We start from the raw sequence: 14,969 nt of genomic DNA on the forward strand, positions 1-14,969 counted from the left end.
GGCCCTGGCGCTGCCGGCCGGCTGGCAGCGGCCCAACCTGCGGGTGGTGGCGCTGGTGCAGGAGGTGGCTTCGCACCGCATTGTGGGCGTGGGCACGGCCGCGGTGGAGTAGGGGCCGTAATATTGTAGGCGCAACTCCCCGCGCCAATCGCCGCCCTGCATGACCCCAGCAACCCCAGTTCCGGCCGAGTGGCCCGCCCGCTTCGGCGACGAGCTATACCGCTTTGCCCTGAGTCGCGTTTCCGATGCCGAAGCCGCCGAAGAGCTGGTGCAGGAAACCTTCCTCAGCGCGCTGGCCAGCCTGGCCACCTTCCGGGCCGAAGCCTCGGAGCGTACCTGGCTGTTTGTCATTCTGCGCCGTAAAATCATCGACTACTACCGCCGGCAGGCCCGCGCCCCGCACGTCGGTCTCGATGCCCTCAGCGACGGCGGCGGCCCCACCGAGGCCGACTACTTCAACCCCACCAACGGCCACTGGACCGGCCCGCAGGCCCCCGCCAGCTGGCTTCGGGCCGATGCCGCGCTGGAGCAGCAGGAGCTGCACGAGATTCTGCACCGGTGCCAGGAGCGGCTTTCGCCGCAGCAGGGCGCCGTGTTCGCCATGCGCTTCGTGGAGGAATTATCGGCCGAAGAAATTTGTCAGGAGCTGGGTCTGACTTCGGCCAACTACTGGGTAATTGTGCACCGGGCCAAGCTCCAGCTGCGCCGCTGCCTCGAAAAACACGGCCTGGGCCAGAACTAACTATCCGCTATGCTACGACTCATCAACTGCCAGCACGCCACCCTGCTCATCGAGCAGCGCCAGGACCCCGCCATGCCCCGGCGCGAGCGGGCCAGCCTGTGGCTGCACCTGCGCATCTGCCCGTATTGCAAGCGCTACTCTCAGCAAACCGTGCTGATTGCCGAATGGGCGCGGGCATCAGTTGCTGCTCGTTCGCAAGCTGGGCCAGCGTTGTCGGCGGCGGCCAAGGAACGGATGCGCGAGCGGCTGGTGGCGGCTGGGTAAAGCAGGTAGGTAGCCCCAGCGGGGCGACATATCGGTAGTAGTTCTACCGGTTATTGAAAAAAACACAGCCCCAGCGGGGCGACATTCGTTGAACGAGTGTCGCCCCGCTGGGGCTTTAGACAAGTGGTGCGGGCGGCTGGCTACCGGTGTGCCGCCCCGCTGGGGCTGTGCTTACGCTCCCGTGGGGGCCAGGCGCACCACCAGCCCGTCGGTGCGGGGCGTGAGGCGAATCTGGCAGCTCAGGCGCGAGCCTTCGTGCACCACAGGCAGGGTTTCGAGCATGTCGAGCTCGGCGTCTTCGGGTTCGGGCAGAGCAGGGCCGGCCAGTACTTCGACGTGGCAGGTGGCGCACAGGGCCATGCCGCCGCAGGTCGCCTGAATATCGTAGCCGTCGGCCTTCAGCACCTCCATCAGGCTCAGGCCCATGTCGGTAGGGGCTACAATTTCGCGCCGCTGGCCGGGCGTTTCTTCAACGTAGATGCGGATGTCGTTTTCCAATTGATAAGTTGGTAAGTGAGTAATTGAGTAAATGAGCAGACGGCTGGCGCCAACGTACTCATTTACTCAATCACCATTTTACATAGAAGGTGCCCCGTTCACGGTCGTGTATTTGAGCGTGTATTTCTTGTCGGGGAAGATGTATTTGAATGCGCCCTGGCACATGAGTGCCGCCTCGTGAAAGCCGCAGAGGATGAGCTTGAGCTTGCCGGGGTAGGTGTTGATGTCGCCGATGGCGAACACGCCGGGCAGCGAAGTGCTGTAGTCGAGCGTGTCCACCTTCACGGCATCGTTCTCGATTTCAAGGCCCCACTCGCCGATGGGGCCGAGCTTGGGCGTGAGGCCGAACAGCGGGATGAAGCAGTCGAGCGGCACGGTTTCGGCCTGGCCGTCGTTGCCGGTGATGGTTACTTCCTTCAGGGTGCCGTTGCCGTGCAGGTGCGTCACGTTGGAGCTGAGCACGAGCTTGATTTTGCCGGCTTCGGCCAGGGTTTTCACCTTCTCGGCCGAGTCGGCGGCGCCGCGGAAAGTGGTGCCGCGGTGCACCAGCGTCACGTCGGAGGCTACATTGGCGAGGAAGTTGGTCCAGTCGAGAGCCGAGTCGCCGCCGCCGGCAATCACGATTTTCTTGTCGCGGAAGTGCTCGGGGTCGCGCACCATGTAGTGCACGCCGCGGCCGCCTTCGAAGTTTTCGAGGTTTTCGACGGCTGGCTTGCGGGGCTCGAACGAGCCCAGGCCGCCGGCAATGGCCACGGCCTTGCAGTGAATTACGGTGCCGTCGGTGGTGAAAAGCTGGAACGAGCCGTCGTCGAGCTTCTTGAACTGCTCCACCCGCTCGCCCAGCGTGAAGGTGGGGTGGAAGGGCTCAATCTGCTTCATCAGATTGTCGACCAGGTCGCCGGCCAGAATCTCGGGAAAGCCCGGGATGTCGTAAATCGGCTTCTTGGGGTAAATTTCGGAGAGCTGACCGCCGGGCTGCGGCAGGGCATCAACGACGTGGCAGCGGAGCTTGAGCAAGCCCGCCTCAAATACTGCAAACAAGCCGACCGGGCCGGCGCCGATGATGCAGATATCGGTGGAAATGGGTGTGGACATAAAAGTATAAAGTGCCTTTAACCGGGCGTCGGCTTTTAAGCGACCGCAACACAGGCGGCCGTTGCCGCAAAGGTACGGCCCGGGGGCGGGGGCGGCCAATTGGCGGGCAGTTTTCTGGTTGATAACCGCCTAGCGGGGCCAAACGTTGGGCCCGGCCGCGCCGACGTTACGGCTGAGGCTCGGTGGCCAGCTCGTCTAGGAATTTATCGGCTTCCCAGAGGTCGGTAAAATTGCGCCGCGGGTATTTCGACGGCGCCTCGGGCGAGTCGTGGGCGTGCGGCAGCGCTACTTCGGGCGGCTGCACGGTGGCAATCATGCGCAGGCCGCGGCCGTCGAGCAACTGCTGGGCCTGCTCAAACAGCCGGGCCAGCGGCCCCGACACCTCGGCCAGCTCGGTCATGTCGCTGAGAATGGTGAAGCCCGGCTGCATCGAATCCAGCGCCTGCTGCCAGTCCTCTAGGTACTCGGGCAGCGCCTCCGCCTGGGCCAGCTCGGCGAAGTGTTTGTAAAATATGCGGTTGCGGGTGATTTCGGCCGTTATCTGGTATTCGGGACGAAAGGCAATGAGGCGCATGAGCGACGCGGAAAAAAATAAAAGACGAAATACCAGCCGGTTAGCACGGACATCATGGCTGGCTACTTGCCGAAAAAGCCACTACGCAAACCACCGGATTTTGGCTATCCGCAAAAATACGCGTACCACCGGCGCGTTATCGGCGTTTGGTAGGTGTGGGTTCGGCCGGCCGGCTTTTTGCTGCGTAATGCCTATACTTCGTCCCAAAACCCCGCCTAGCGCCTTTTCTATGCCGTTTTCCGTTTCCGTGGGCTTGCCCGCGCCGCGTCTGTTTCGTTGTTTCCGGCTCGCTGGGGCGCTTTTTGGAGCTGTTTCATTACTGACGGCCTGCAGCTCGGAGCCGGCCGAAACCACCGCCACCAAGCCCGCCAAAGGTGCCAAAGCCACTACCGAAGCGCCCGCCAGCACCGAAGCCGCGCCGTTGCATGTGAGCATTTTTCTGGAATATTCGGGCGGCATGAAGGGCTTCGTGCCCCGCGGCGGGGCCGACAAGCCGGCCACCGAGTTCCAGCAGCGCATCGGCGCCCTCATCACCGAAACGCAGGTGAACGGGGCCGTGGCCGAGCGCAAATACTACCTCTGCGAAAACGCCGCCCCGCGCCCCGTCAAGTTCGAGCAGTTGCGTGACGTAGTGCAGGGTGAGGTGAGCCAGGCCGCCCTCGGCACCGAGCTGCCGCAAATGCTCGAAGGCATCCTCAACCGCCCCAAAGCAGGGGAAGAGGTGAGCGTGGTGATTTCGGACTTCATTTATGGCCCGGCCCGCAAGTCTGACTTTTCGCAACTGCCGAACCTGATTCGCACTGCCATTGCGCCCGTGAGCCGGCAGCAGCTGGCCGTGGCGGTGTTCGGCGAAACCTCGCATTTCTACGGCAGCTACTTCCCCGCCGTGAAAACGCCGGTGCAAAAACGCACCCTCAACGGCGAGAAGGTGCCTTACTACGTGTGGGTGATTGGCCCGCCCGCGCAGGTGGCGCGCTACGCGGCCGAGGTGTTCCGCAACGCGCCGGCCCAGCAGGCATTTTTCGGGCTGAAAACCAGCACGCCGGCTTTCTCGCCGCTGCTCACCAAGCTGACGGACCCGAAATTAAAATCGAGCGGCGGTACGGTATACGCCGAGAACAACGGCCTGACGCTGAACCCCTCCGACGACCCGGTAGACTTTTCGGTGGGGCTGAATTTGAAGGAATTGCCCGAAGCGTGGCAAAAGCCGGCATTTCTGGCCCAACATCTGCAGGTGCGTCTGCCCAACGGCCAGGCCAGCCTGCTGCCCAACTCGGTGCGCCCGCTCACCGACGACGAGCAGAGCGGCCAGCCCGTGCTGGCGCCCTACACCCACGTGGCGCGCCTGCGGGTGAGCAAGCTGGCGGCCCCCACCGCCACGCTCACCCTGAGCCTGCCCGCCCCGGAAACGCCGGACTGGGTGGCCGCCTGGAGCACCACCAACGACAATACGCCCGCCCCCCGCACGTTTGGCCTCGACCAGCTGCTGACCGGCGTCCGGCAGTCGTATCCTACCACTTTGCCGGCCGTATTCACGGTGCAGCTCCCGCTCAAAAACGACAAGTAACCCGCCTCTTTTCGACCTATGCAAACCTTCTTCACCAGCCTGTACTCGGCGCTGATTTCCATTTTCCAAAGCCAACGCCCGGCCGACTATGGCTTATATAAAACAGACCTGTTCTCGCTAGTGGGCTGGAGTACGCTGGGCGTGAGCCTGCTGCTGGTGCTGGCCTTTTACTATGTATTTAACTCGGCGCTGCGCACGGGCATGTTCCGCACCACACACTGGACCCTGACGCTGGCGCTGGCCGCCGGCTTGGGCGTGTTTCTGGCCAACAGCCTCAGCAAAGGCCACGGGGCCGAAGTGAGTAGCTACCTGGGCTATTTTATGGTGGTGAACATGCTGGTGGCGGCGCTGTGGTTCCTGCTGCTGTCGGTGCTGCTGAAGCGCTGGAGTACCTACGCCCGTACCACACCGTTTGTGGGGCCTTTTTAAGGAAGTTTTAAGTGTTGAATGTTGAGAGTTGAGTTGATGGCAAGAGTTGCTTTCGACCTACCTCAGCATTGCAACCTCAAAACTCAACATTCAAAACTCAATACTCCATGAAGTTATTCATCTTCGCTGTGGGCGGCACCGGGGCCCGCGTGCTGCGCTCCCTCACCATGCTGCTGGCGGCGGGCGTGCGCATTCCGAACTGCGACCAGGTGGTGCCCGTCCTCATCGACCCCGACACCCAGAACGGTGACGTGACGCGCACCGTGGCGCTGCTCAAGCGCTACGCCCGCATTCATGAAGCCTTGTACGGCGACGGCCAGAAGGAAAAAACCGGCTTCTTCAGCCAGCCCATGAACACGCTGGCCCACCTCAACACCAGCGGTGGCGGCGAGGAGCTGCGCGACTCGTTCGTGTACGACTTCGGCGGCATCAGCCAGCCGTTTCGGGATTACCTGAAATACAACGACCTCTCGGTGGAAACGCAGGGCTTGGTCGATTTGCTGTTCACGCAGGACAGCCTCGCGGTCAACCTCGACGTGGGCTTCCGCGGTTCGCCCAACGTGGGCTCGGTGGTGCTGAATGCGGTGGTGCAATCCAAGGAAATGCGCTACCTCGCCCAAAGCCTGCAGGACGGCGACCGGGCCTTTTTCATCAGCTCGATTTTTGGCGGCACGGGCGCGGCCGGCTTCCCGCTGCTGGTGAAAAACCTGCGCGACGCCAACTCCCCGCTGGCCCACCCCGAAATCCGCCGCCGCCTCAAAGCCGGCGCGCTGGTGATGCTGCCCTACTTCAAGCTGGCCGACCCTTCGGCCGATGAGAAGGCCGCTGGTCAGGATTTCATCGACTCTAATACCTTCATTACGAAGACGAAAACGGCCCTTTCGTACTATGCCGACAACCTGCAGGGACTAGAGGCGATGTACTACCTGGGCGACCAGCCCGGCCAGCCGCTGGCCAACCACCCCGGCCGCGCCGAGCAGCGCAACCAGGCCCACCTGCTCGAAATGCTGGGCGCGCTGTCCATCCAGCATTTCATGGAAGTGCCCGACAACCAGCTCGACAGCAATCAGCCCCTCTACCACGAGTACGGCCTGAAAGCCGACAGTACCGACATCGATTTCGGCCAGCTGCCCGCCGAGATGCGCCAGGAAGTGGCCCGCCCGCTTATCCAGCTGCATTACTTCGCCCGCTACTTCCTCCAGCACACGCCCGGCGACGCCAAAGCGCCCTACTACGAAGCCGGCGACCTCTCAGCCCAGCTGCGCAACAACCGCGCCCTGCGCGAGCTAACCGACTTTTTCGGCGAGTACAACGAATGGCTGCGCGAGCTGGGCGTGAACCAGCGCCGCTACACCGCCATCCGCGCCGACGAGGCTGATTTCAACAAAATGGTGGCCGATAAGACGGTAGAAACCGGCATCTTCAGCAAAGGCATCACGCCCGGCTATTTCCGCGACGAGTTGACCAAAGCCGTGGGCAAAGACACCCTGAAAAGCCCCACCGAGAACGAGGCGCTGCGCTGGGTTGTGAAGGCATTTGAGGAGGCGACGGACGAGATTCTGGATAAGAAGCTGCAGTATTCCTGACGGGCCACCTCACCCCCCGACCCCCTCTCCTTGGGAAGAGGGGGAGCTTGGAGACACTTCGCTTAAAACAAACTTGAAACAACTCTAGAGGCTTTTCGCAACCAGTACCCGTGCCGCCGTGGCTCCTCTCTCCTGAGGAGAGGGGGCAGGGGTGAGGTTCCGCCGTTAGCGCCTCTCGCAATCATACACATGGCTAAAATCCTGCGTTTGCACGACACCGGCTCCAGCACCCACGAGGGCTGGGGACCGACTGGTAAAATTGGCCCCCACGAAGTAGAGCGCCTGCTTGACCCGCAGGGCGGCCGGGCCGCCAAGGTGGCGGTTTCGATTCCCTCGCCCTTCGCCCGCATGCACCTGGTGGAGACGGCTTTGCGCTTCGTGACGCAGGGCGGCGCGGCTCAGGACTCGGTGTACCACCAGTTGGTGAGTCACTTCTGGGACGTGTGGGAAATGGTGTTCAACTTCCACCAGCGCAAGCTGGCCAGCCAGCGCCTGCAAATCCGGGCCTGGCGCAAGGATGAGGAGCTGGCCAAGCTGCGCCAGAACCCCGCCACCCGCCCGCTGGCCGACGTGCTGGCCCTGTACCTCGACGGCCGCTTCGCGAAGCTGACCGAGCTGCACCTCATCTACTTCCCCGGCGCCAATGGCGTGCCGCAGCTCATCGGTGGCACCTCGCCGCTCACGCTGTTTTTTCCGGCGCCCAACGTGAAGCCGCTGCCCGTGCAGCGCCCGCAGGGGGGAGGCTATTATTTTGATAACCAATACGTGCCGCTGGCCAACCGCGAAGCCGCTTTCCGCGACTACGTGTACCAGGAGTTTGTGGGTGACCCGGCTCTGACGGCCCTCGCCCCGCTGGTGCGCGACACGCTGGACCGCGGCCTGCTGCAAAAATGGGCCATGGATGGCACCGCCAGCCTCAGCAACTACCCGGTGCTGACCGACGCCCACAACAACCAGATTGACGTGGCCGGCGTGCTGCTGCGCGTGCGCCCCGACGAGGGCACCGTGCGCGGCTCCGACCTGTTCATCCGGCCCACGCGGGCGGGGGTGGCGGGGCCGTTGCCCATCGTGCTGCGCCCGGGCCTGAAGGCCGTGGGTAAGAAGTACTACAACGAAACGCTGTTTGCCGACAGCGGGGCCATCGTGCCCCTCACCGATGCCCGGCCCCTGAAGGAGCGCACGCTGCCCGGCCCGGAGCTGCCCTACCCGTACCTGACGGTGAACGACCTGCTGGAAGAAACCCTGCTAGCCGTGCCCTACGAGGTGGACGAAACCCGTTTCTTCACTGGAAACGTGAAGATTGCGCCGGGTTTCCGGCCCAATAACTGGCCGCTTCTGCCCATCAAGCCGATGTATTTCGACTATTTCTCGCAGCAGGACTTAGCTGAGCACCTCACCCTGGAGCTGGAATCGGCCTGCATTCGGGTGAAGCTGCGGGTGCCGGTAAGCGGGGGCGACCATGTTGATTATGAGCGGGCTTACTACGACAACCCGCAAGGGGAGGGCGTGGGCCGGCTGCGCGTGACCAACGTGGCGCTGTCGGTGTTCCCGTTCGTGAAAGTGGCCGACGCGCCGCAGTACAACGACTTCTACAAAGTCATGCTGGTGGATGCTAATAACATCGACCCCAGCATGGTGACCAAGAAAGTCGACCTGAAATTTTGGGCCAACGGCCACCAACTGAGCGAAACCGGCACCGACCAGAGCGCCACCCGCTACGAGCGCACTCCCAAAACCGGTCAGGACGAGGGCAGCACCTACTACGAGGTGCGCGGTACCCACTTCGATTACCTCGAGGTGCTGAACCCGGCCCCGGCCGAGGGCCGCGCGCTCATCATCCCGCGCTGGCCCGAAGTGCGCCAGGGCACCAAGGAGTACCGCTTCGCCATCGACTTCGGCACCACCAATACCCACGTGGCCATGCAGGACAGCCCCGGGCAGGAGCCCAAGCCGTTCAGCTTCGGCCTGGCCGATACGCCGGTGGCGCTGCTGAAAAAGAGCACCGCCGAGCCCGACCGCACCGCCTACGAGCGCCTGTACCGCGGCATCGACGACGACCCGGCCAACTTTGTGCAAATCAAGCGCTGGCAGCAATATCAGGAGCGCGAGTTCGTGCCGCCGATTATTGGGGCCGACAGCTCGCCTTACGCCTTCCCGGCCCGCACCGCTACTTATGAGGCAGCCAACTATGCCACCCAGGAGCTGAGCGTGCTCGGCAACATCAACGTGGCTTTTGGCATTATCACCGAGGAGCAGCGCCGGCCGAATTATCACACCAATCTGAAGTGGGATAACTCGCTGAACATCGCCAACACCAACCGCGTGCGGGCGTTTTTCAAGGAAATCCTGCTGCTGTGCCGCGCCAAAGTGGCGCTGAATGGCGGCAACCTCGCGGCCACGCAAATCACCTGGTTTGCCCCGCTGAGCTTCTCGACATACCAGCGTAACTTGTATCAGCGCGAGTGGGACACGCTGTTCCACGACGTGTTCAAGACGACCAATTCCATGCCTTGCATGGTGGAGTCGACCGCGCCGTACTACTACCTTACGCGCCGCAACATCGTGACGCTGGGGCCGGGCGAAAACGCGGCCTTCATCGACATCGGCGGCGGCACCACCGACGTGTTGCTCTACGCCGACCGCAAGCCGGTGCTGAGCACCTCGTTCCGCTTCGCTGGCAATGACCTGTGGGGCGACGGTGGGGCTGAGGTGCGCGGTGCTAAGGACAACGGCCTCGTGCGCTTTGGGGTGGCCGGAGTACAGAGCGCGGTGCTGAGCCCCGCCGCCCGCCGGGCCCGCGAATACGTGTTGGTAGCCGAGGGCACCGACAATTTCGGCTCCGAGGACGTGGCCAGCTTCCTGTTCAACTACGACCAGCTGCTGGGCTTCAGCGAGCGGCTGTTGCGGGCCGAGCACCTGCGGGTACTGTTCTACCTGCACTTCGGGGCGCTGATTTACCACGTGGCGCAGGTGACGGTGGCCAACGGCCAGCAGCTGCCGCGCTACCTGTGCTTCACGGGGCGCGGCAGCCTCTACGTGCGCCTGCTGGCGGCCGGCTCCAACCTGCAGCCGGTGGAGAAGCTGGCCCGCCTCATCATGGAGAAAGCCACCGGCCAGACCGTGCCGTCCGATTTCCGCATCAAGCTGGCCGACGACCCCAAGCAAACCACGGCCAACGGCGGCGTGCTCGCCACCGGCCAGATTCCGCAAGACCCGCCGCTAGTGCGCCCCGTGGGCGTGGCCCCCGACGCCGAGAACCCGCAGGCCGATAAAGGGGAACACCACCTCGAACCCACGGCCGTGACCGACGAAATCAAGCAGGCCGTGCTCAGCAATGCCCGCGCCTGCCTCAAGCTGCTGCTCGAAGACCCCGAGCTGAAGCGCGTGCAGGCCGACCTGGGCGTGAAAAACGACCCCGGCCTGGTGATGAGCACGCTGGAGCGCAGCCTCGGCGACTCCTTCAACCTCTACCGCCAGCAGTACGCCGACGTGCTACGCGACGGCGACACGATTCCCGAAACGCTGTTCTTCCTGCCGTTCAAAAACGCCCTGTATGAGCTATCCAAGGTGCTTCATGACGCGCAGCCGCTCAACTAGCCGGAATGGCTCGATGAGCCTGTGCCAGCCGGCCGGCTGCCCGAGTAAGGGCAGCCGGCCGTTGCTGCTTCTGTTGGTGCTAACGCTGTTGAGCGGCCAGCCGGGCTGGGCGCAGCCAACATCTGGCTCACTTGCGCGTGCAACTGCGGATTCTACTGCGGCTCATGGCGCGGCCGTTGTAGCCAAACCCGAATCGCATTGGTCAACAACGGTGTGGGCGGTATTGGGTGGCGTGGTAATCGGTGCGCTGGGCGTATGGATGCTTACGCGAAAGGCGGCTAAGCCGGCTGGTAGCCCCCAGCCGGAGACACCTGCGCCAACCGAAGAATCGCCGACACTGGCGAGGAAGGGTCCGGCGCAAAATGTCCGAGTAGGCCCGCCGGCAATCCAGCCAGCGGCGTCACCTGCTCCGGCCAGTTCGTCCGCAACCGGCGGGGCTGCGGCTGGCGATGAACAGCCTGAGCGTAAGGTTTCGGCTAAATCAATGCGTGAGATGCAGGGCAAGCCCAAGCCAGCTGGCAACCCGGCCGCGCAGAACAAGAAAAAGGCTGCCAACTACAATTCCATCGACTCGGTAGCCGCGCGCGCCGAGCAACCCTCTGTTAACCCCGCCCACTCCTCTGCTATGAATTCCACCAATCTGCCCGTCGACAACCAAGCGTTGGAGCCCGGTCAAACCATCGAGTGGTCGGCCCCTACTTCCACGCCGCCCGCCATTCAGGAACTGATTGAAGCTAGCGCGCCGGAAGCCGCAGCGCCGGCCGAAGCGGCTGCTGCTCCTGCAACGGCCTCGGCCGCGCCCACCAACGGCCCGCTGCACTTCTACGGCCCGGCCCCCGACGTGCCCAGCATCGAGCACCGTAAGCTCAGCCCCAACCCGCTGCCGCAGATGCCGCTGCTCATCACGCTGCCGCACTCGGAAGCCATTACGGCGCAGTTCTCATTCAGCCCCCAAGCCGACCAGTCGCGCATTATCGGCAACGGGGTACGCGAGCTAAAGGAGTTCTTCCAGTTCGAGCTGCCGCCGACGGAGCAGTTCACCAGCATCAAAAACCTGACGCCTGGCAAGCTGGAGAAGCGCGACGACGCCTGGCATGTGGTGCAGAAGGCGGGCATCGCGCTGAGCTAAGCCGACGCGGGCGGTACCTTCGGCCGTTATCCTGAGAAAGCAGCTATGCTCCTAATCGAAATTCTGTTAATTCTGGCGCTGGTGGCGTGGCAGGCGGTGGTATTCCTCCGCAATCGGCAGCTCATCGGGCGTATTCAAGACATGTACCCGGCGGCGGGAGCGGTGGGCGTGCAGCCCATTCCCTACACCGCCGCGCAGCCCGAGAAGAACTTCGCGGTGCAGTACGACGCCCTCATCGCCAACAATACCTCGCCGGAGTTCGGCCAAATCATCACCGACACCAACGAGTACCTGCTGAACAACCGCGGCGCAGCGGCCGATTTCGGCATTCTCAAAGACATTTCGGAACGCCACGCCGAAGCGCTGGACGACGAGATTCAGGCGCAGATAACCACGCCGCTCTACCTGGGCTTGCTGGGCACCTTCACGGGGGCCATTATCGGGCTGGTGTCGCTGGTGGGCAACCCGTTTGCCGACGTCACGGCCAACCCGAATACCGATACCTCGTTCAGCAACGGCGACGTGCAGCACTTCCTGGGCGGGGTGCTTATTGCGATGATTGGCAGCTTGTTCGGCCTGGCCTTTACGCTGGCCGGTAACCAACTGCTAAAGCAGGCGCGGGCCGTGCGCGACCGCCAGAAAAATGCCTACTATACCTTCCTGCAAAAGGCCCTGCTGCCCAAGCTGAACTCCGATATGCAGGCCGGCATGAGCAACCTGAAATCGGTGCTCGACACGTTTAATGCCGAGTTCTTCAGCCAGATTCAGAACGACTTTTTCAGCAAGATTCACGAGTTTACGCCGCTTATTGCCAGCATCACCGAGAACGTGAGCGTGCAGAAGCGCTTCCTGGAGCAGCTGGAAAAAATTGGCTACTCGGAGCTGGCCAACGCCACCGTGAAGGTGTTTGATAGGGTGGACGAAAGCGCCCAGACCTTCGAGAAATTCCTGGGCTACCAGCAGGCCCTGAATACTACCGTGACGCACAGCACCGAGGCCGCTCAAACCATCGGCGCGCTGCTCAACCGCCTCACGGCCCTGGAGCAGGGCCTGACCAGCGTGCCGCAATACCTGCAGCAGCACGACGACGCCCTGCGCCAGCAAGTCGCGTTCTTCACCCAGCACAGCTCGCTACTGAAAGACCTGGGCGCGCAAATCCGCCAGGGCGTGAGCGAAGGCGTGCACCGCATGGACGCCGAGCTCGACGGCCGCCTGCAACAGCTGCAGCAGGAAGCCAGCACCGCCCACGAGCAGTGGCAGCAGCATTTCCGCCGCCTCAACCAGGACAACATTTACCAGAAAATCACCGAGTACCTCAACCCCTTCACCCAGCTCCCGGCCCAGCAAAAAGACCTCAACCTGCTGCAGGAGCGCCAGTCCCAGCAAACCGCCCAAGCCATGCAGCGCCTCGAAGGCCGTCTGCTGGTTGATTCGCAGCTGCAACAGGAGCTCTTGAAACAAGTGGACCGCACCAACAAGGTGCTGGAGGAGCTGACCAAGCCAAACTGGTTTCAGCGGAATGTGCTGGGGAAGAAGTAGCGCGGACTTTTAGTCCGCGACCCAACTAAATTAAACCACTCACTCGCGGACTGAAAGTCCGCGCTACATCCCGGCGGCCATCCCACAACCAACACCATGAGCAAAGACAAGGACTTCTTCTGGCCCAGCTACGTGGACCTTATGACGGCCTTGTTCCTGACCATGCTCGTGCTGTTCGTGCTCAGCTACAAGCTGTTCAAGGACAAGCAGCGCGACAACGACAAGCTCATCTACGACCTGAAGGTGCAGGTGCAGGAAAAGCGCAAGCTCGACGAAATCAAGGCCGCGCTCAAGCGGCTGGAGAGTAATTATTTTGAGTACAACGCCACCTATAAGCGCTACGAGCTGAAATTCCCCGTCACCTTCGCGCCCAAGAGCGACGTGCTGCCCTACGAGGCCCAAACGCCGCTCATCAAGGCTGGCCGTTTCCTGCTCAGCGAGATGAAGTCGATAAAAAACGACGACAACGTGCAGTACCTCATCGTGGTGGAGGGCCGCGCCGCCAAAGACCTGCGCTACCCCGCCAACGACCCGCACAACCTCGACGGGCCCGCCGTGCGCCAGCTCAGCTACAGCCGGGCGTTGAGCGTGATTCGCCTCTGGGAGCAGGCGGGATTGCGCTTCCCTGCCAACCTAGAAGTGGTGGCGGCCGGCAGCGGTTTCCGCGGAGCCGGCCGCTACACCGGCAGCCAGGAGGCGCTCAACAAGCGCTTCATCATCCAGATTCAGCCCAAGATTGGCTCAATCGGTAAGTAAGTCTATTGCCGCAATAGCTTGTGCTGCTCTACGCTGCCGTCGGGGCGGTACAGACGCACCAGGTACAGGCCCGCCGCGCCCAGTTCGCGCAGGTCAAGGGTGGGCTGGCGCACGTTGTCGATGGTGCGCACCACTTGGCCCAGCGGATTAAGCACCTGCACGCGGGCCACCGGCAGCGGGCCGGTTAGCTGCACGGCATCAGTAGCCGGGTTGGGCGCCAGCGTGTACTGCGCGGCTAGCCGGGCCGCGGCGGTAGCCGTGGTGGTGCTCACCGTGAAGGTGCGCGACACGGTGGTGCCCTGGTAGCGGGCCTCGAAGCGCCACTGCCCGAGGGGAGCGGAAACGGGCAGCGTGTAGCTCCAGTACCAGTACGAGGCTGCGTAATGCGCCGCCGTCGAGGCGTGCGTCCAAGTGGCAAATACCGTGTTGTTGGGCTGGTAGATGGTATACTGCGTGGTTTGGCCAGCCAATTGGTCGTGGTAGTACGCGGCCGTGAAGAGGCGGTCGCCGGGCACGAAGGCGCTGCTCTCGTTGGTGATGTCGGGCGTAGGACAGGCATTGAGCACCGGGGCGGCGCGGTGCAGCAGCACGGTATTCAGGGCCGATTCGTAGTAGGAGCGGGGCGCAGCCCACCAGGTGGCGGCCGGGCTGCAGGGGCCCGAATAGGGGTCGAGTATGGCTCCGCTGGGGCTGTGCAGCTCGAAGTGCAGGTGCGGGCCCGTGGAGCTGCCCGAGCTACCCACCGAACCCAGCCGCTCGCCCAGGGCCACGCTGGCACCCACGGCCTTCGTCGTCAGCGACCCGCTTTTCATGTGGCCGTACCAGGCCACCGAGCCATCGGCGTGCTGCACGTACACGGCATTCCAGGGGGCGTTCGACATGGCGCAATTGCGGTCGTAGTTGCCGTCGGCCTTGCCGATGATGATGCCGGGCGCGGCCGCTACAATTTCGGCCTGCTGGCTGTCCATCATGTTGTAGCTGAAGGGCCACAAAAAGATGTCCGTGCCCGCGTGGTTATAGCCGCTGGCTTGGTCGTAGGTGCGGGTGCCGCAGTTGAAATCCTGCACCGCATTGGGGTACGCCGCGTTGTGGTCGACGAAATTGCTGATGCCGTAGATGTTGGTGTAGTCGAAGCCCGCGGCCTGGCGCAGCGGCCAGCTCAGGGGCACTGCGGTGGGCCGGCCGGCCGTAGC

13 protein-coding genes are annotated in these 14,969 nt (G+C 63.1%); 9 read left to right on the forward strand and 4 right to left on the reverse strand.

Translation table 11 applies throughout. The annotated features are described in order from the left end of the window. Positions 1 to 160: 160 nt before the first annotated feature. Complete coding sequence (locus ACYVDE_RS04345; protein WP_460500234.1) at positions 161 to 742, forward strand: sigma-70 family RNA polymerase sigma factor; 582 nt, start codon at positions 161 to 163, stop codon at positions 740 to 742. A gap of 9 nt (positions 743 to 751) precedes the next feature. After that, a complete protein-coding gene (locus ACYVDE_RS04350; RefSeq protein ID WP_460500235.1) occupies positions 752 to 1,006 on the forward strand; it encodes an anti-sigma factor family protein in 255 nt (84 codons plus the stop codon). A gap of 171 nt (positions 1,007 to 1,177) precedes the next feature. Here the strand turns inward: ACYVDE_RS04350 and ACYVDE_RS04355 are convergent, their stop codons facing one another. From ACYVDE_RS04355 to ACYVDE_RS04365, 3 genes are all read right to left on the reverse strand, one after another. Further along, complete coding sequence (locus ACYVDE_RS04355; RefSeq protein ID WP_460500236.1) at positions 1,178 to 1,504, reverse strand: 2Fe-2S iron-sulfur cluster-binding family protein; 327 nt, start codon at positions 1,502 to 1,504, stop codon at positions 1,178 to 1,180. A gap of 78 nt (positions 1,505 to 1,582) precedes the next feature. Further along, on the reverse strand, positions 1,583 to 2,599 hold the full coding sequence (locus ACYVDE_RS04360; RefSeq protein WP_460500237.1) for an NAD(P)/FAD-dependent oxidoreductase: 1,017 nt from the start codon (positions 2,597 to 2,599) through the stop codon (positions 1,583 to 1,585). Between the two features lie 166 nt (positions 2,600 to 2,765). Beyond that, positions 2,766 to 3,173 (reverse strand): hypothetical protein, encoded by a 408-nt coding sequence (locus ACYVDE_RS04365; protein ID WP_460500238.1) that lies wholly within the window; start codon positions 3,171 to 3,173, stop codon positions 2,766 to 2,768. Positions 3,174 to 3,402: 229 nt separating this feature from the next. Between ACYVDE_RS04365 and ACYVDE_RS04370 the strand changes: the two genes are divergently transcribed. The 7 genes from ACYVDE_RS04370 to ACYVDE_RS04400 all read left to right on the forward strand — a co-directional run bounded on the left by ACYVDE_RS04370 (position 3,403) and on the right by ACYVDE_RS04400 (position 13,776). Further along, positions 3,403 to 4,740: a hypothetical protein gene (locus ACYVDE_RS04370; protein WP_460500239.1), complete on the forward strand. Its 1,338-nt coding sequence runs from the start codon at positions 3,403 to 3,405 to the stop codon at positions 4,738 to 4,740. Between the two features lie 18 nt (positions 4,741 to 4,758). Next, on the forward strand, positions 4,759 to 5,169 hold the full coding sequence (locus ACYVDE_RS04375) for a hypothetical protein (RefSeq protein ID WP_460500240.1): 411 nt from the start codon (positions 4,759 to 4,761) through the stop codon (positions 5,167 to 5,169). 107 nt (positions 5,170 to 5,276) lie between these two features. Then, complete coding sequence (locus tag ACYVDE_RS04380; protein ID WP_460500241.1) at positions 5,277 to 6,755, forward strand: hypothetical protein; 1,479 nt, start codon at positions 5,277 to 5,279, stop codon at positions 6,753 to 6,755. 189 nt (positions 6,756 to 6,944) lie between these two features. After that, positions 6,945 to 10,352: a hypothetical protein gene (locus ACYVDE_RS04385; protein WP_460500242.1), complete on the forward strand. Its 3,408-nt coding sequence runs from the start codon at positions 6,945 to 6,947 to the stop codon at positions 10,350 to 10,352. 493 nt (positions 10,353 to 10,845) lie between these two features. Beyond that, the gene (locus ACYVDE_RS04390) at positions 10,846 to 11,481 is read left to right on the forward strand and encodes a hypothetical protein (protein WP_460500244.1); all 636 of its coding nucleotides are present in this window, start codon (positions 10,846 to 10,848) and stop codon (positions 11,479 to 11,481) included. A gap of 45 nt (positions 11,482 to 11,526) precedes the next feature. Further along, on the forward strand, positions 11,527 to 13,020 hold the full coding sequence (locus ACYVDE_RS04395) for a hypothetical protein (protein ID WP_460500246.1): 1,494 nt from the start codon (positions 11,527 to 11,529) through the stop codon (positions 13,018 to 13,020). A 96-nt stretch (positions 13,021 to 13,116) separates the two neighbouring features. Continuing rightward, a complete protein-coding gene (locus ACYVDE_RS04400; protein WP_460500247.1) occupies positions 13,117 to 13,776 on the forward strand; it encodes a hypothetical protein in 660 nt (219 codons plus the stop codon). 2 nt (positions 13,777 to 13,778) lie between these two features. Here ACYVDE_RS04400 and ACYVDE_RS04405 read toward each other — a convergent pair. Then, a partial coding sequence (locus ACYVDE_RS04405; RefSeq protein WP_460500248.1) for a peptidoglycan DD-metalloendopeptidase family protein occupies positions 13,779 to 14,969 on the reverse strand: 1,191 nt, incomplete at its 5' end.

This window comes from Hymenobacter agri (assembly GCF_054778495.1).

Coding starts and splice junctions, on each gene's coding strand:
- ACYVDE_RS04345 (WP_460500234.1), top strand. CDS start 161: ATGACCCCAGCAACCCCAGTTCCGGCCGAGTGGCCCGCCCGCTTCGGC.
- ACYVDE_RS04350 (WP_460500235.1), top strand. CDS start 752: ATGCTACGACTCATCAACTGCCAGCACGCCACCCTGCTCATCGAGCAG.
- ACYVDE_RS04360 (WP_460500237.1), bottom strand. CDS start 2,599: ATGTCCACACCCATTTCCACCGATATCTGCATCATCGGCGCCGGCCCG.
- ACYVDE_RS04365 (WP_460500238.1), bottom strand. CDS start 3,173: ATGCGCCTCATTGCCTTTCGTCCCGAATACCAGATAACGGCCGAAATC.
- ACYVDE_RS04370 (WP_460500239.1), top strand. CDS start 3,403: ATGCCGTTTTCCGTTTCCGTGGGCTTGCCCGCGCCGCGTCTGTTTCGT.
- ACYVDE_RS04375 (WP_460500240.1), top strand. CDS start 4,759: ATGCAAACCTTCTTCACCAGCCTGTACTCGGCGCTGATTTCCATTTTC.
- ACYVDE_RS04380 (WP_460500241.1), top strand. CDS start 5,277: ATGAAGTTATTCATCTTCGCTGTGGGCGGCACCGGGGCCCGCGTGCTG.
- ACYVDE_RS04385 (WP_460500242.1), top strand. CDS start 6,945: ATGGCTAAAATCCTGCGTTTGCACGACACCGGCTCCAGCACCCACGAG.
- ACYVDE_RS04390 (WP_460500244.1), top strand. CDS start 10,846: ATGCAGGGCAAGCCCAAGCCAGCTGGCAACCCGGCCGCGCAGAACAAG.
- ACYVDE_RS04395 (WP_460500246.1), top strand. CDS start 11,527: ATGCTCCTAATCGAAATTCTGTTAATTCTGGCGCTGGTGGCGTGGCAG.
- ACYVDE_RS04400 (WP_460500247.1), top strand. CDS start 13,117: ATGAGCAAAGACAAGGACTTCTTCTGGCCCAGCTACGTGGACCTTATG.